The sequence below is a fragment of the Nannocystis sp. genome (assembly GCF_016714285.1).
GTDB lineage: Bacteria > Myxococcota_A > Polyangia > Nannocystales > Nannocystaceae > Nannocystis.
In genome coordinates this window covers 85,001-101,476 of sequence record NZ_JADJNN010000002.1, presented here as the reverse complement: position 1 = coordinate 101,476, position 16,476 = coordinate 85,001, and the positions used below count along the sequence as shown (strand labels likewise).

At 70.2% G+C, this 16,476-nt stretch carries 12 protein-coding genes; 6 read left to right on the top strand and 6 right to left on the bottom strand.

Annotated elements, in window-relative coordinates:
* Nucleotides 1–22: 22 nt before the first annotated feature.
* A complete protein-coding gene (locus IPJ59_RS04630; RefSeq protein ID WP_293269925.1) occupies nt 23–1,336 on the bottom strand; it encodes a formimidoylglutamate deiminase in 1,314 nt (437 codons plus the stop codon).
* A gap of 5 nt (nt 1,337–1,341) precedes the next feature.
* A complete protein-coding gene (locus IPJ59_RS04625) occupies nt 1,342–3,438 on the bottom strand; it encodes a retropepsin-like aspartic protease (RefSeq protein ID WP_293249840.1) in 2,097 nt (698 codons plus the stop codon).
* A 177-nt stretch (nt 3,439–3,615) separates the two neighbouring features.
* Between IPJ59_RS04625 and IPJ59_RS04620 the strand changes: the two genes are divergently transcribed.
* Together IPJ59_RS04620 and IPJ59_RS04615 are read left to right on the top strand one after the other, a co-directional pair.
* Complete coding sequence (locus IPJ59_RS04620) at nt 3,616–4,473, top strand: hypothetical protein (protein WP_293269924.1); 858 nt, start codon at nt 3,616–3,618, stop codon at nt 4,471–4,473.
* A gap of 120 nt (nt 4,474–4,593) precedes the next feature.
* The gene (locus IPJ59_RS04615) at nt 4,594–5,061 is read left to right on the top strand and encodes a YkgJ family cysteine cluster protein (RefSeq protein WP_293269923.1); all 468 of its coding nucleotides are present in this window, start codon (nt 4,594–4,596) and stop codon (nt 5,059–5,061) included.
* Between the two features lie 129 nt (nt 5,062–5,190).
* On the opposite strand, the gene IPJ59_RS04610 is transcribed toward IPJ59_RS04615, so the two are convergent.
* Entirely contained in the window at nt 5,191–6,168 is a 978-nt protein-coding gene (locus IPJ59_RS04610; RefSeq protein ID WP_293269922.1) for a hypothetical protein, read from the bottom strand.
* A gap of 470 nt (nt 6,169–6,638) precedes the next feature.
* Here IPJ59_RS04610 and IPJ59_RS04605 point away from each other — a divergent pair, with 470 nt between their 5' ends.
* Genes IPJ59_RS04605 through IPJ59_RS04595 form a run of 3 tightly spaced genes read left to right on the top strand, consistent with a single transcriptional unit; the run spans nt 6,639 to nt 8,477 of the window.
* On the top strand, nt 6,639–7,091 hold the full coding sequence (locus IPJ59_RS04605; protein ID WP_293249852.1) for a DUF2914 domain-containing protein: 453 nt from the start codon (nt 6,639–6,641) through the stop codon (nt 7,089–7,091).
* The gene (locus tag IPJ59_RS04600; RefSeq protein ID WP_293249855.1) at nt 7,088–8,218 is read left to right on the top strand and encodes an SGNH/GDSL hydrolase family protein; all 1,131 of its coding nucleotides are present in this window, start codon (nt 7,088–7,090) and stop codon (nt 8,216–8,218) included. Before IPJ59_RS04605 ends, IPJ59_RS04600 begins: the two co-directional genes overlap by 4 nt.
* Nucleotides 8,219–8,231: 13 nt before the next feature.
* Complete coding sequence (locus tag IPJ59_RS04595) at nt 8,232–8,477, top strand: hypothetical protein (protein ID WP_293249858.1); 246 nt, start codon at nt 8,232–8,234, stop codon at nt 8,475–8,477.
* Nucleotides 8,478–8,553: 76 nt separating this feature from the next.
* Here IPJ59_RS04595 and IPJ59_RS04590 read toward each other — a convergent pair whose 3' ends face one another.
* Both IPJ59_RS04590 and IPJ59_RS04585 read right to left on the bottom strand, forming a co-directional pair.
* Nucleotides 8,554–11,250, bottom strand: a complete 2,697-nt coding sequence (locus IPJ59_RS04590) for a hypothetical protein (protein ID WP_293269921.1) — start codon at nt 11,248–11,250, stop codon at nt 8,554–8,556.
* Nucleotides 11,251–11,294: 44 nt separating this feature from the next.
* Entirely contained in the window at nt 11,295–14,183 is a 2,889-nt protein-coding gene (locus IPJ59_RS04585) for a hypothetical protein (protein ID WP_293269920.1), read from the bottom strand.
* A gap of 178 nt (nt 14,184–14,361) precedes the next feature.
* On the opposite strand from IPJ59_RS04585, the gene speD reads away from it, so the two are divergent.
* A complete protein-coding gene (speD, locus tag IPJ59_RS04580) occupies nt 14,362–15,132 on the top strand; it encodes an adenosylmethionine decarboxylase (RefSeq protein WP_293249866.1) in 771 nt (256 codons plus the stop codon).
* Here speD and IPJ59_RS04575 read toward each other — a convergent pair.
* The gene (locus IPJ59_RS04575; protein ID WP_293249869.1) at nt 15,114–16,037 is read right to left on the bottom strand and encodes a DMT family transporter; all 924 of its coding nucleotides are present in this window, start codon (nt 16,035–16,037) and stop codon (nt 15,114–15,116) included. The genes speD and IPJ59_RS04575 overlap by 19 nt on opposite strands.
* Nucleotides 16,038–16,476: the final 439 nt, after the last annotated feature.

Here is a 16,476-nt window from a genome sequence, read left to right as displayed (position 1 = left end):
CGTGGGCGCGATCTTTCGCGGCTCACAGGCGACGGACGCCGCCGACAAAGACGCGATCGATCGCTGCGGCAGTGCCGGAGAGCAGGAGGGCGTCGAGGGCGAGGGCTGGGTCGATGCGCGCGAGGCTCGGGTGGTCGAGGTCGACGGTGCAGGCGTCGAAGGGGGCGCCGACGCGGATCTCCCCGAGCTCGGTGCGGCCGAGTGAGCGGGCGCCGCCGCGGGTGGCGAGGCTCAGGAGTGCATGACCGACGTGGCCGTCGCGGTCGGCGAGGCACAGGCGCGCGCGCGTCCGCAGTCGCTCGTGCATCTCGAGTAGGCGGGCCTCCTGGACGAGGTCGACGACGGCGTTGCTGTCGCTGCCGAGCGCGAGCTGGACGTCGTGGCGCAGGTGCTCGCCGACCGGGATGATGCCGTCGCCGAGGTCGGCCTCGGTGGTCGGGCAGGCGCAGACGTTGTGACCGGAGAGGGTCGCGAAGTCGTCCGGATCGAGGTGGATCGCGTGCACGGCCGTGAAGGCGCCGGGGCGCGTGAGGCAGCCGCTGGCGGCCAGCAGCGCGACCGGGCTGCAGCCGTGCTCGGCCTGGCACTCGGCGTTCTCTTGCGGCTGCTCCGATACGTGCATGTGCAGCGGTAGGCCGTGTTGGTGAGCGTAGGCGGCGAGCTCGCGCAGCGCCTCGCGCGGGGCGGCGCGGACGCTGTGCGGGGCGACGCCGATAGCGATGCCCTCAGCGCGGAGGACGTCGATGCGGCGAAGGTAGGCGTCGACGCTGCCGTCGCAGAAGCGGCGCTGTTCGGGGAGCGGCTCACGACCGGCGCCGGCGCGGGCGTAGTAGACCTCGAGCAGGACCAGGCGGATGCCGACCGTGTTGGCGGCGCGGATGACCTGGCGCGAGAGCTCGTTGGGGTCAGCGTAGGGGCGGCCGTCCGGGGCGTGGTGGAGGTAGTGGAACTCGCCGACGCAGGTGATGCCGGCGCGCAGCATCTCGCGGTAGCAGTCGCGGGTGACGGTGAACACGGCCTCGGGGTCGAGGCTGTTGGCGGCGCGGTACATGGCCTCGCGCCAGCTCCAGAAGCTCGAGGGGTCGTGGGCGCCGCGGCGATGGGTGGCGCCGCGGATCGCCCGCTGGAAGGCGTGGCTGTGGGCGTTGACCATGCCTGGCAGGAGCAGCGCGCGGCCGAGGTCGTAGACGATCGGCGGGGTGTGCTCGGGGCGGCCGCTCTGGGCGCGCACGACGGTGCCGGCGGCGTCGACCTCCACATACGGCGCGGACACCCACGCGCCCGCGAGCTGGCCGAACGCGGCCGTGTACGCGACCGTCTCTGGCTCTTCGGACATGTCCCTTACTTCGCGGGGGCGGCGGCGGGGCTGGGGTCGCTGAAGTAGAGCTTGCGCTCGGGGAAATCGAAGGTGACGCGGCGGCGGGCGAGCACGTCGAGGCCGATCATGCCGTCGATGCGAAACTGGTCGGAGCTCTCGCCCTGTTCGAAGTAGCCGTAGGCGCCGCGCAGGCCCTTCGCGTGCAGCACCTCGCCGATGCTGAAGTCTTCGACCTCGACGATCGCGGCTTCGTTGCGGCGCAGCGGCGGCGCGCCGATGCCGGCGAGCGCGTAAGAGCGGCTGGTGGCCGTGAGGTCGACGCCCTGCATGCCGGTGTTGATGAGGAACAGGCCCTCGGCGCCGTTCATGCTGCCGAGGGTGTAGACGAAGTGGGTCTCGTGCAGCCAGATCGGCGTGCTGGCGCCGCGGCGGTTGGCGGCGAGGGCCGCCTTGCACTTCGGGCCGGTGTGGACCAGCGAGAGCTTCTTGGCCGGGAGGTCGTAGGTGACCTGGAACTGCTCGAGCACGCGGACGCCGATGACGGCGGAGGCGGCCTGGCGACTGCCGGACATCTGCGCGAGGGTCTCGCTGGGGAACACGTCGACGGGGACGTTGGCGATGTTGATGTCGCCGATCTTGAGGTTGTCGATCTGGCTGTGGCCGATCTCGGCCTTCTCACCGATCGGGGTGCGCGAACGGATCGGCAGCTTGAGTTTGCCGGCGAGCTTGGTGTCGACGATGACGTCGGCGGCGCCGGTGTCCAGCATGGCGACCACCTTCTCGCCGTCGATCTCCACCTCGAGCATTGGCGCGCCGACGTCGCGGGTGAGGACGAGGTCGGACTGGCAGCCGTTGCCGGCGACGCTGACGCGCAGTGGTTGGCCGACGAAGGTGCGGTAGCGGCCGGCGAGCGCGGCGTTCTCGGGGCCGAGCTCGTCGAGGGCCTTGGCGATGCCGGTGAAGTCACGCTGGTGGCTGCGGATCCACGCCTGCTGGGCGAAGATCAGCTGCGGCTTGACGCCGGCCTTGCCGGCGCGGGTGAGGGTGGCCTCGGCCTCCTTGAAGCGGCCGGCGAGGACCTGCTGGCGGCCGAGGATCCACAGGGCCTCGATCTCTTTCGGGTCGAGCTTGAGGGTCGCCTGCGCGGCGGCGGCGGCCTCCTCGAAGTGGCCAGAAGCCCAGGCGATGCGGGTGTGCGCGAGCTGGGCGTCGCGGTCCTTCGGGGCGGCGGCGGCGGCCTCACGGACCTTGGCGAGCTCGGCGAGCAGGGGGTCGTCGGCGCGCTTGGGCGGCGGCACCTTGGGGACGTTGAAGACGCTGACGTCGACCTTGGCGTGGTCGGCGCGCTGGGTGGTGAAGATGACCTCCTGCGAGCGGTCGCCGATCTGGTTGATGAGGCGGATCTTGTGCGGGATCTGGACGCCGTCGACGGCGCGGTAGTCGTCGTAGAGGACCCACTGGCGCAGGACCTCCTCGCTGTCCTTGTCCTCGAGCATCTCCTCACTCAGGAGGCCGGTGCTGCGGTCGAACCACAGGGTCTTGTCCTGCGCCGGGGTGGCCTTGACGTGCCAGCGCAGGCCGTCGAGGGTGCGCGGCTGGTTCTCGTGGTCGGTGCTTCGGGTCGGCTCGAGGGTGAGCTCCACGCCGCGCTTGTCGAGGTCGAGGTACCAGTGGAGGTTCGCGTCCTCGCGGGAGATCGCCGAGCCCTCGGCGTCCTCGAGCACGAGCAGGCCGCCGCGCAGCGACCAGCCTTGCTTGCCGTCGAAGCCTTGCTCGTCGATCTGGTTGTCGAGGTTGGTGCGCCGGTACATCTTGGCGTCGGTGGTGGTCTGGAGCGTGAAGCTGCCGATCTTCTCGTCGCGGCGGCAGTCCTTGTCGGCCTCGGTGCAGCCCGTCTCGGGCAAGAAGGTCATGCGCGCCTCGACGGTGCGCTGGGTGATCTTGCGCAGCGCCGCCTCGCCGCCGAGCGCCGTGACGTAGCGGTCGATCAGCTCCTTGGCGGTCTTGGGCGCGCCCTGCTCGGTGCCCGGCTCGTCGGTCTCGGGGGGCACCTTGAGGCAACCCGCGAGGGCGAGCACGAGGGCCGCGGCGCCGCAGCGGAGCAGGGCGGGGCGGGCCATGAGACGAGTCGGGGACCGGTGCATGGGCGGGAGAGTGCCGCAGGCGCGCGCGTGGCTCAAGTCGCAGGTGTGTTGTGGGGTTCGGGGTCTCATCCGGGTCCGGGTCCGCGGGTTCGCGTTGCTGGTAGGCTTGCCGGCGTGGCGAGGTCCGGGGCTCGGCGACGGAGGGGTACCGGGGTGGCTGGCGCTGGGCTGGTCGCCGCGCTGTTGTTTGCGGGGGTGGTGGAGGCCCGGGAGCCGCGCGGCAGCGCTGTGGGAGAGCCGCGGGCGGCGGTGCAGGAGCTGGCGAGTCCGTGTCGCGAGCAGGTGGGGGCGGAGCTGCGGCGCGGGGAGGTCGACGCGGGGGTGCAGTGCGAGGTGGAGCGGCGACTGGCGTTGCGGCGGCAGCTCCGTGGTGGGCGCTCGCTCGTCGGCTTCGGGTTGGTCGAGCGGGCCACGGCCGGGCTGGCCGGGCTCTCGCTGCTGCTCTCGGAGGCCCGCGGGTGTGCGCGCTGGCCCTTGCGTCTGCCGGGCCGCGAGGCGCTCGGCTTGTTCGAGGCGAAGGCGGCGGGCTGCTGGATCCGTCGCTACACCGGGCCGCTGACGGTCGCGGGGGTGCTGCCGGATGGCGGGCGAGTGGTGGCGCTGGTGGTCGAGGTCGTCGAGGGGCATCTCGAACTCGACCTCGCGCGGATCGCCGTCAGCCTCGATCGTCGCGGGTTGCCCGATCTCGACGCCTTCGTTCGCCTCGAGCTCGGCGCGGACGGTTGGGCGGGTAGCCTCGATCTGGTGGTCCAGCGGGCGCGGCTCGCCGACTGGCACGTGGCCTCGGTGCAGCGCGGGCGCGGGGTCGCGGCGCTGTGCAGCGTGCGTCACCCCGAGCATCGGCAGGCCGACGTCGTGCGCACGTTGGCGTTGACGGCCTCGCTGCGCCGGCAGGAGGCCGATCTGCGCGCGGTGCAGCGGGGCGAGCTGACGCCGCGCCGCTTCCTCGAGCGCCACGCGTGGTCGCCCTACCGGCAGCTGGTCGCCGCGATGGGGGCACCGTGGGAGTGAAGCCCACAGGTCCCGGGGGACATGTAGGATCGGACATGTCTGTGAGTACAGGCGCGAAGACGCGGCTGCGGGTGCACCTGGCGATCATCGACGGGGACGTGGCGCCGGTGGTCGCGCGCTATGGGGCGCACATCGGCTGCCGCCCGGGGTGCAGCGAGTGTTGCCATCAGAGCTTCCGCGTGTCGGAGCTGGAGGGGGCGCTGCTGCGCGAGGGGCCTGGCGGCGGCCGAGCCGGGCGTGCGGGCGGCGATCGTGGCCCGCTCGGCGGTGTACGAGGCCGGTCGTGGTGAAGCTTGCCCGGCGCTCGACGACGCGGGCAGCTGCCAGCTCTACGAACATCGCCCGCGGATCTGCCGCAAGTATGGGATCCCGCTGTGGAACGCCGAGCGGCCGCAAGAGCTGAGCACCTGCCGTCTCAATTTTCGCGGGGTCGAGGACCTCGACGCGGACCTCATCGTCGAGCCGCAGGCGGGCTGGGCTGCGGACTGGATCGACCTGCGCGCAGAGCTCGGCCTCGGGCCGCAGGACAACCGGGCGATCGCGGCGTGGCTACGTGAGCCGGATGAGGCTGGGCGCGGGGACAGGTGAAGCTGTCTGCGGGGACAGGTGAAGCTGTCTGCGGGGACAGGTGAAGCTGTCTGCGGGGACAGGTGAAGCTGTCTGCGCAGACAGGTGAGCCTGGGCGCGGGGACAGGTGAGCCTGGCCCCGTGGACAGGTCAGGGTGCGGGCGGCTCGGGCGCGGCGGGTGCGGGCGCGGGCTGGGCGGGTGCGGGCTCCGGAGTGGCCTTTGGGGCGGGTTTCGGGGCGGGCTTGGGTGCGGCGGGCTTGGGCTCGGGCTTGGCCGCCGGCGCGTCGGGGCCGGGAGGGGCGCCGGGGACGATGATCGGCTGGGTGGTCGGGGAGGTCGGGGTGGGCGCGACGATCACGGGGCCGCCGCCCTCGGGTGGTGGCATGGGGATCGCTCCGGGCGGGAGCTCGGGCAGGCGTGAGGGGGTGTTGGGCGCGCGGCGGACGATCGGGGTCATCGGCGGCGGCTGGGCGCCGGGACGGGCGTTCATGCGGATTGCCCGTTCGGCGTACATGCCGACGTAATCGAAGCGGGCGCTGCCCGACTCGAGCACCAGCTTGAAGGCGAGGATGTCGAGGCCGTCGTTGCTGCCGTAGAAGCACCACATGGGCTCGGCGCCGTTGCGAACGTAGGTCTGGGCGATCGGCGGCATGATCGGCGGGCAATTGAGATTCTCTTTGCGGCTGAAGCGGGAGGCCGCGGCGCGCAGGGTGTCCAAGAAGACGCGGCCGTCGTCCTGGTCGAAGACCGGGAGGGCGTCGTATTCGCGGCGGTCGGGGACGCCCCAACGGGACTGTGCGGTCATCAGGATGGGCAGACGCGAGAGGTCGTCGCGGGCGGCGGAGATGAGCAGCTCGACGACCATTCGCTTGGCCTTCGCGGGAAGATCCCAGGTGCGGATCTCGGCTTCGGGGGCGAGGTCGCGGGCGGCGTACTCGTGCAGCAGGTGCTCCGGCACGCCCTCGGCGCTGCCCTCGGGGAGGCCGCGCGGGGTGGCCTTTGCCGGCGCGGCGGGCCGGGCGTGGGGCTCCTTGCCGATGGTGTGCTGGGTCTGGCAGCCCGAGAGCGCGGCGAGGCCAGTCACGACGAGGAGCGAACGCAATGAGAGAGGCAGGGCTCGGAGCATGGCTCCGTCTCTTAGACCGCCGCGCGGCATTGAGCAAGCGCACGCGATGAGAGGATGCTCGGCTCCAGGGCTGCGCGAGGCTGCGCGTGGGAGGGGCGGGTCGGCGACCGTGGTTCAGCGCGTGGTGGCCCGCGCAGCCCGGCCGGGACGGTTGTTTGGGCCCGAGAAACCTGTCTAGGATGCACGCCGCAGGCGCGCGCGTGGCAACAGCAGCAACATCCGTGGACCTCATGCCGCGTCGGAGGGGTCTGGCCTGGGCGCTGTGGGTGTGTGTGGTGCCGGTCGCGGCGTGTTCGGGCGGGTCCGAGGTTGTGTCGGCGGCGCCGGTGCGAGCGGCGGTGCCGGTGGGTTCGATGGTCCCGGCGGCGACGCGGGAGCTACCGTCGACGCACGTGGGAGCTCCGTCGCCGGAGCCTGCGACGAAGCCTGCTGAGCCAGCGGGGCCAGCGGAGCCAGCGGAGCCGGCCGCGGTGAAGGGTTCGCCGGATCCACGTGCTGTCCCGGCGGGTACGCCGGCAGCGATCGCCCGGGTGTTTCAGCGCTTGCCGGTGGCGATCCACGACGGTCCGCCGCTCGGGGCGATCGGTGCGACGGGGATCCACGTCGACAAGATCTGGCTCGGGACCGCCTATGAGAAGGACGGCTGCGCCAACGAGACGGCCAGCTTTTCGCTGGCCCGCGACGACCAGGTCAACGTCTGTTTCCGGGTGGTGCACAGCCGGGAGGAGGAGTCGGTCGAGGTCGAGTGGGTCAAGGACGGCGCGCCGTTTCGCCGGCGTGGCGTGAACATCCCCGACATCCATGCCTATCGTTCGCGGGCGTATCTGGTGCTGCGCGGCGAGTACCTCGGCGCCTGGCAGGCGCGGGTGCTCTCGGCGGACGGCATGGTCCTGGCCTCCGTCGACTTCAGCGTGACGCCATGAGCGCGACCGGGTCACGTCAGGGCTTCGCCGCGAGCCGGGTCGCGCCGGCGCTGAGCCGGGTCGCGCTGGCGCTGGTCGTGGGCTTGCTGACTCTCGGGACAGGTCGTCCGGGACAGGCGCAGGAGCCCGCGGCGGAGCCCGGCGTCGAGGCGCCGCTGCCACCGGAGCCGCCGCCGACCTGGCGCTTCAAGCAGGTCGACCGCCCGGTGAAGGTGGTCGTGCTCGCGGGTTCGATCGGCGCCTGGCCGAAGCAACCGTACGCCGAGCGCATCGCCAAGATGTGCAAGCACGTCGAGGTCAAGAACCTGTCGAAGGTCGGCTTCGGCGCCTTCGCGCTGCGCCAGCGCTTCAAGCAGCAGGTGCTCGAGCGCCTGCCGCAGCTGCGGGCGGCGGGCAACGAGTACTGGCTGGTGTTCCAGGGCGGGCTCAACAGCGTCGGCACGCCGGAGCGGACCAACCACGACATCCGTGAGATGTTCGTGCTGGCGCACAGCAAGGGCTTCAAGGTGGTGGGCCTCACGCTGACGCCGTGGGGCGACGAGAGCGACAAACGTTGGGCCGGAGCGGGCGGGCTGCGTTATCTGCGGGCGACGACGCGGGTGGTCGACTTCGTGCTCGGGGCGTTGACGCCGGCGGAGGCGCTCGGCGAGTTCGCGGGGCGGCGGGCGGCGGGCGCGGAGGCGGAGTGGCAGGCGGAGGAGCGGGCGGACGTCGCGGTCGACCTGTACCGTTCGGCGCTGCGGGCGGAGGACCGGCCGCTGCGCGACGCGGCGGGGCTGGAGCGGGCGTTGACGAAGGACCGCGGTTGGCAGGCGGCGCACGCCGAGCTGGCCGAGGACGCGCGGGCGGCCGCGCTGCGCAGCGACGCGGCGGCGGCGGCCGAGATCCCGCGCTGGTTCCTGCGCGACGAGCTTCGCAGCTTCGATCACATCCATCCCAACAGCGAGGGACACCGATTGATCGCCGAGGCCGCGTGCCCGCGGCTGCCCGCGAGCTGGGGCTGCGAGTGTCCGACCTTGCCGGCGCCCCGCGTTGCCCAGCAGCCGGCCTCGCCGAACCTGCTACTGTTGTTCGCCCCGCCCTGGCTGCGCGTGCTGCTCGGCTGGCCGGCGTGGCCCGTCCGCTGAGATCCGAGGACCGATGTTCGACGACCCCATCACCGCGGCTTTCATGATCCTCGCCGTCATCCTGGCCGTGATCGCCGGCCTGTGGTTCGGCACCGTGCTCGGCGAGAGCGCGTCGGGCAAGGACCGGGAGAAGGACGGCAAGCCGGCCCCGCGGCGCAGCTTCGGCGACGCGCTCCAGAACGCGGCCACCACCTCGGCGGTACGCCTGTGGAAGTGGAACCGGGCGCGCAGCAAGAAGAAGGAGCAGGAGTCGCGCTGAGAGGGGTCGCTGCTCCGCTGGCGCCGCTGCTCCCCCTGACGTCGTTGACCTCGGCCTCGACTCTGCTCCTTGCGCCTCAACGCGGGTTTGTGTCGGCGGGGTCGGTGGGGTTGTGGAGGGCTGCGAGGGCGGTCCGCTTGTTGTCGCGGTCGAGCCTTCGCCAGCGCAGGCCGGCGATGATGACGACGAGGCCGATGGTCATCGGCGCGAAGGGGACGCGGTTGGGGTCGCGACCTTGACGGGTGAGCTCGGCGACGTGCTTGGCGAACTGGGCCTGGCGGTCCTTGTCCCACGGCTTGAAGGGCTGGTCGTCGGGCAGGGGTGGCAGGCCGTGGCGCTCGCGGATGTGGTTGGGCAACTGGGCGTTCACGTCGGTGCACTGGGTCGTGTGCACGTGGCGGACCGAGGAGTGTCGCTGCATGCGCTCCACGGGCTTGTAGGGGCCGTCCTTGGCGACCTCCTCGGGGGTGGGGATCGAGTAGGAGACCTTGATGAGGTCGACCTGCTTGGGTGCGACGCCGCCGTGGTGCAGCGCCCAGTCGCGGCAGATGTAGCGGCCGTGCCATTTCTGGTACCACTTGCCCTTGCCGCCCTCGGCCCCGATGATGCGGCGGTTGATCTTGCGGATCCGCGAGTAGAAGATCCACGGGATCGGTCGGTTGTCGGGGTGATACACGTCGGTGTTGAGGTCGTAGACCTCGCCGTCGTTGTCGGTGACGAGCACGCGCATCATCAGGTTGGTGCGCGGTGGATTGGGGGCGAACATCTTCCAGCCCTGGTTGGTCTGGGTGATGCGGATCCACCACTTGAAGGGGTCCTGCGCGCGCACTCGCCAGGACGTGCGCTTGTCGTTGCCGCCGAGGCAGTCCTTCTCCGGGAGCAGCCAGATCGCCACGCCGGTGATGTGGTAGGCACACAGGGCGCTGGCGAGGAAGCGCCCCATCGGCGCGTGGGCCCACGGCTGGCGGGGGGTGCCGGTCAGCTCGTTGCGCGGTGAGAGCTGCAGCATGCCGCGGCGGCGCGCGGTGAAGTAGCCGACCACGGCGAGGCCGACGAACACGGCGACGCCGGTGGCCCCCCAGTGCACGCCGGGGCGTCGGGTCACGGCACCGGCGGCGTCGACGACCTCGCGCGGGACGGCGAAGTAGACGCCGGCGACCGCGACGGCAAGCCCGCCGAATAGCGCCCAGGCGGGCATGGCGGCGGCGTCATGGTGGAGATGCGGGAGGCTCGGGTCCTCGCTGGGGATCGCCGGCTTGCCGCGGCCGATGAGCGGCTGCAGCAGGTTGGCGAGCTCGTTGCCGTTGAGGAACACGAAGTAGGTGGAGAGCGTGGCCGGCGTGAACCAGCCGATGTTCATCATGATGATGAGGTGGGCGTGGAAGATGACGCCGAGGGAGAGCCACACGCGGCGGCCGAGCAGCCAGCTGCACACCCAGTCGAGGTCGAGCTGGTAGCGGTGGCCGCGGATCGTGAGGCTGGGCGGGCGGCGACGGGCGAGGGCGATGAAGCCGACGATCACGAGCATCCCGCCGAGCCAGATCCACGGGAAGTAGCGCTGCCAGGCGGCGAGGTTCCACTGGCCCGGGGGTGTCGCGCGCTGGATGTGGACCGGCAGCACGACCTGGACGATCGCGCAGCAGGTGAGGCCAAGCAGCAGCCAGCAGGCGCGCGCGATCCACAGCTGGGCGCGCGGCGGCGGGGGCACGCGCTCGCGTCGCATGTAGCGGCTGACGAGGCCGAGGACGACCAGCGGGAAGCAGGCCTCCCACCAGTGGACCACCCAGGTGTTGAGGCGAAACAGGTTGGTGCCGAAGATCGCCGACAGCTGCTGCGGCTCGAAGCGGTAGAAGTGGTCGAGGTTGAGCGCGTAGTAGAAGGCGTCGCCGTTCATCCACACGTGGCCGTTCTTGACGGTGCCGGTCGAGCAGTACAGGGCGGCGACCTGCAAGATCATCAGCATGCGCGGCCAGGCGGGGACGCGTTGATAGATGGCCGCGAGGCCGCTGGGGTATTCGGGGCAGGGGGCCAGGCCGGCGCCGGCGCCGGGACCTCCGGGTTCGCTCAGCAGGCCCTGCTTCCGGAGCCGGCGGCAACGCAGCCAGTTGTCGACGCTGTAGGCGGCGCCGCAGCGGGAGATGCAGAGGTAGAAAAGGAAAGCGCGGTAGACGTTCTCGGTGCCCTCCCAGAACACCTGGTTGCGCATGATGATCGAGTTGAAGAGGAGGAAGGTCGCCCACTTGGCGTACTTGGTCTTGAAGCCGACGATGAAGCTGGTGCAGGCCAGCCAGAACGCGACCAGGTGCAGCCAGAAGGCGGTGGGCGTGTCCCAGAAGTAGAGCAGGGAGAACTTGGGGCCCTTGATAAAATTGACGAAGCCGGCCCAGCCGAGGAAGCCGTAGGGTTCGTCGCCGACGCCGTCGGCGAAGCCGTCGAACTGCTCCTTGGCGAACACCTCCTGGGCGACGTCGGCGAAGAACAGGCCCTCGTCGGTGAAGAGGTAATAGAAGAGCTCCCACAGGCCGTTGATGTTGGCCATGGTCATCAGCCCGAAGGCGATGCGGAAGGCGGCGAGCGAGCGGGGGTCCTCGGCGCGGAGGAACAGGCGGCGCCAGGTCTCGCGGTGGATGATGAAGATCGCGACGATGAGCGCGAAGGCCAGGAGCATCAACCAGCCGACGGTCGGCGCCAGGGCGAGCGCCTCGAGGTTGGGGATCGGGTCGTCGGAGGAGGCGGCGGGCGCCAGCATGGCGAAGAGGGTGGTGGCGATCATCGTGCGCTCCCCGACGCGGGCCCGGGCGACCCGCGCTGCTCAGCTCAGCCGCTGCTGGTCTTGGCCGACGCGGTCGTGACCGGCCGGACGTTGCCATTGCGGGTCGCGGAGGTCTTGGGCTCCGGCTTCTCGGGCTTGGGGACGGGCTTCTCGAGGCGCTTGTCCCACGCCTTCTTCTTCGACTGCACCCACGGCTTGAACACCTTCTCCTCGATCGCCGGGATGCCGTGGCGCTCGCGGATGTAGTTGGGCAGCTGGCCGTGGACGGCGTTGGCGCACTTCTCGGTGTACTGCCGCTCCTCGCGGCCGGTGTCGTGCAGCAGCTTGGCGGGGACGTACCAGCCCTGTTTGGCGACCATCTCCGGCGAGGGCATCTTGTAGGTGAGCTTGAAGAGCTCGACCTTCTGCGGCATCACACCTCGGTGGGTGCGGGCCCACTCGCGGCAGAGGTAGCGGGCGTACCACTTCTGGTACCAGTCGCCCTTACCGGACTCGCCGCCGATGACGCGGCGGTTCATCTTGCGCATGCGGTCGTTCCAGACCCAGGGGATCGGCATGCGCTCGGCGGCGTAGACGTCGCTGCGCATGTCCCACTGCTCGCCGTTCTCGTCGGTGAGGACGATGCGCATGAACACGTTGTGGCGCGGCGGGTTGGGGGCGAACATGCCCCACTGCTGGTCGGTCTGGGTGGTGAGCACCCAGGTGCTGAAGGCCTCGCGACCCTTGATGCGGAAGGTCGAGACGCAGTCCTTCTCGGGCAGCTCCCAGAAGGCGATCGCGGTGACGTGATAGATGACGATGAAGCCGACCAGCATGCGCCCGCCGGAGTGGTAGGCCCAGGGCGCTCGCGGGCGGCCGGAGTGGGGGTCGACGACCGGGAGCTGCGGCGCAGGTTTGTCCGGGGCGTTGAAGCTGAGGCCGATCGCGGCGAGCTTGCGGTGCACCCACGGGATCTGCTGCAGGGCGAGGATCGCTACGATGCCGAGGTTGACGCCGACGCGGATGAACTTCCACGTCTCGGCCTCGAGCGGGTCCTCGATGGTGGTGCCCATGAGCCACAGGTAGGCGAGCAGGCCCGCCGACAGCCCGGCCAGCTTGAGCGCGAAGCCGCGGGTGCCGCGGTGGCCCTGCACGTAGGTGACGAGGATGAGCAGCACGGCGATCGCCACGAGGGTCCAGCCGAAGTGCAGGCCGCCGACGGCGGCGGTCTCGTCCATGCCGAGCACGGCCTGCTTGAACCAGGGCACCAGCGGGCCGGCCTGGAGGAACACGCCGAAGGCCGCGAACACGACCAGGAAGTAGATGAGGCCGCCGGGCAGGCCGCGGGCGTCGCGGATGTGGTGCGGGAGGCTGCGGTCCTCGGCGGGCACGGGGGGCTCGCCGCGGCGCACGCTGGCGGGCATCGGCAGGCCGATGCGGGCGAGGGCGCGACCGAAGAAGCGGAGGATGCGGCCGGGCTCGTCGCCTTGCAGGCAGAACAGGTAGGTCGACAGCATGATCGGCGCGAACATGCCGATGTTCATCAGCACCTGCAGGTTGCCGTGGAACAGGATGCCGAGGGTGAGCCACACGCGACGACCGAGGAACCAGGTGGAGAACCACTCGCGGTCGAGGACGAAGCTGCGGCCGCGGAGCCTGACCTGCAGGCGGCGGGTGCCGAGGACCCACCACAGGCCGCCGAGGACGGTCATCAGGGCCAGCCAGCTGGCGGCGAAGATGAGCTGCATGCGCTCGAGGCTCGGCTGGCCGGGGGTCTGGACGTAGTGGACCGGGAACGCGACCAGGACGACGACCATGGCGCTCAGGCCGAGGCCGAGCCAGCAGGCGCGGACGGACCACAGGCGCCAGCCGCGGAGCGGCTCCAGCTGCTCGCGCAGGGCCCAGCGGGTGACCAGGCCGACGACCATCAGGGGGAACAGGGCCTCCCACCAGTGGGTGATCCAGGTCGCCAGGCGAAACAGGTTCAGGCCCACGATCGTCGAGATCTCCTGCGGGTAGAACCGGAAGAAGTGGTCCATGTTGAGCGCGTAGTACAGCGCGTCGCCCTTGGCCCACACGGCGCCGTTCTTGACCGTGCCGGTGTAGCAGTAGAGGCAGGCGATGTTCAGCACCATCAGCCAGCGCGGCCACGCGGGGATCAGGCGGTAGATGGCCGCGAGGCCGCGCGGATGGGCCGGGCTCGGGGCCACGCCGGCGCCGTTGCCGGGGCCGCCAGGCTCGCTCAGGAGACCTTGCTTGCGCAGCTTGCGGCAGCGCAGCCAGTTGTCGACGCTGTACGCGTGGCCGCTGCGGGCCAGCAGCAGGTAGAAGAAGAACACGCGGTAGACCAGCTCGGTGCCCTCCCAGAACAGGTGATTGCGGAGGAAGAAGCTGTTCATGAGCATGAAGCTCAGGAACCCGGTGATGCGTGACTTCCAGCCGAGCATGAACGCCGTGGTCACGGCGTAGAACGCGAGCATCTGGATCCACATCGCCCGCGGTGTGTCGAAGAAGTACAGCAGCGAGTACTTCTGGCCCTTGAGGAATTCGAGCCAGGCGGAGGTGTCGAAGAAGCCGTAGGGGTCGTCGCCCATGCCCTCGCCGAAGCCCTTGAACTGGCCGGCGGCGACCAGCTGGCGGGTGGCGTCACTGAGGAAGATGCCCTCGTCGGTGAACAGGAACTCGAAATACTCGAACAGGTCGTTGATGTTGCAGATGCAGAGGAACGCGAACACGATGCGAAACAGGGCGATCGGGCGCGGGTCCTCGGCGGTGAGCCAGAATCGGCGCCAGCGCTCGTGCTGCAGCGCGAACATCAGGTACACGAACACGGCGCACAGCAGCAGCAGCCAGCCGACGGTCGGCGCCAGCGCGATGGCCTCCTCGTTCGGAATGCGGTCATCGGCCGCCAGTGTGGCGAACGCAAATGCTGCGGACGTGGAGAACCCAAGCATAGGGGTTGGAGTTTCGGGGAGGGTCTGCCGGGGGCGCAAGCGCAAAAGCCGTGGAGTTTCACACGGCAAGGTCGGCGGTCTGTGGGGCAAATTCACGGCTGAGGTGCCCGCCATGCGCCAGAGGAACGCCGTTTCGCTCGCTTGACTGTCGCAGGGTCCGCGGCCATCGTCCCGGCCCATGTTCGGGCAGCCCGACCGCATCACCTTGCAGGGTTTCAACAACCTGACCAAGGTCGTCAGCTTCAATCTCTACGACTTCTACGTCGCGCGCAGCGAGGACGAGCGTCGGCGCTACGTGCAGGACATCGACGAGCAGTTCAACGCCCGGCGCATCACGGACGTGTTGCGCGAAATCGCCAGGATGCTCGACGCCGAGGTGCTGTCGGTGTCGGCGCAGGACTATGAGCCGCAGGGGGCGAGCTCGCTGGTGCTGATGAGCGACCTGGGGCACGGCCAGGTCGGCACGCACGGGCACACCAGCGTCGGCGCCCACCTGACCAAGAGCCACCTCTGCGCGCACACGTATCCGGACTGGACCGACCCGAAGGGGATCTGCAGCTTCCGGGTCGACATCGACATCGCCACTTGCGGGACGATCGTGCCGCTGCGCGCGCTCGACTACATGTTCCACAGCTTCGAGAACGACGTGGTGATCATCGACTACGTGGTCCGCGGCTTCACGCGCGACGCTCAGGGTCGGCGCGTGTACATGGACCACAGCGTGCGATCGATCCAGGACTTCATCGATCCGCAGATCGTCCGCGACTACCACTGCGAGGACATGGTCTTGCAGTCGGAGAACATCTGGCAGACGAAGATGATGCGCACGCGCCTGAATCCGGCGGACTTCTTCCCCGCCGGCCAGGACCCGAAGTCGCCGGACAACCTCGCGGCGCTCGAGGACGTGCGCCGCGAGATGGTCGGTGTGTTTTACGGCTGGCCGGGCTGAACCGCGACCAGGGGCCGTGGCCAGCGGCTCAGCAGGAGACCCGCCGCGACCATCAAGAGGGCGCCGACCAGGGCCGAGACGCCGGCGTGCGCGTCCCACAGCAGGATGTCGGCGAGCAGGCTGAACGGGATGCCGACGTAGGCGACGATCGCCACCAGGGTCGCGGGTGCGTGGCCATAGGCCCGCGTCATGGCGATCTGCCCCAGCACGCCGAACAGGGCGAGGCCGACCAGCGCGGCCAGGGTGGCCGAGCTGACGAGGTCGAAGAGATGACCGAGGCCGCCGCTGGCGGCGCTCCACACCAGGCCGAACAGGCTGGCGTGGAGGGCGAAGTAGAAGACCACCAACTCGGGGGACTCGTGCGCGGCGGTGCGGCGGATCGTCATGTGGGCGAACGCCGAGAACAGGGCCGAGGCCACGCCGAGGCAGGCCGGCACCAGGGGTACGGCGCCGAGGCCGGCGGGCGCTGCTCCGGGATCGAGGACCAGCAGCGCGCCCCCGCCGGCGAGCACCAGGGCGGCGAGCACGACCGCGTGCATGCGCTCACGCAGGAGCAGCGGCGCGAGCAGGGCGATGAAGACCGGCTGGAGCAGCGAGAGCACGTTGTGCTGCACGAGAGTGAGGGTCTGCACGGCGTAGAAGTTGGTGGCCATCGCGCCGATGCCGAACAGCGAGCGCAGATAGACGAGATCTCTGCGGTGGGGTCGCAGCTCGAGCTTGCGGTGCACCCGCAGCTCGAACCACAGCCACACGAGGCCTGGCGTCATGCGAAAGAAGATCACCTCGGCCGTGCTCATGCCGGCCTCGCGCAGCGACTTCACGCAGACGCTCATGCCGACGAACGCGGCGGTGGCCAGCAACATCAGGAGCAGCCCGCGGCGGGTCTGGGCGACAACAGGGACCAAGGCCTCCTTGCGATAGCACCGGGCCTCCGGGCACCCGGAGTCTGCCCGCCGCCGGGCCTGTGAGCTGGCTCGTCATGCCGGGCGGTCGTCACCCGCATCAATTGATCTTGACGCGCGGAACTGATGGGACTAAGCCTGGTCCTCGCTTCGGCGACTTGGGGGCTTCGGCCTCCCGGTGTCCGGAACGGAAACTCCACCGCGAAAAGGCGCTTGACGGGGAACAAGGTACGGGGTAGACCCCGCCTCCCTTCGAGCCACCCGGTCCTCCCGACCCGGACAACAGTCCGAACGAGAGGCCGGAACTTCGAGGCGGATTTGAGAAAATCTCGGCAAGAAAAAACTTGACGAGACGGGAGAGCGAGCATAAGTCTCCCACCCCGCGAACGGCCCGGCCGACGCGAGACGCTCCCTGAAAACTGGATAGTGGAAGAGGGAAACC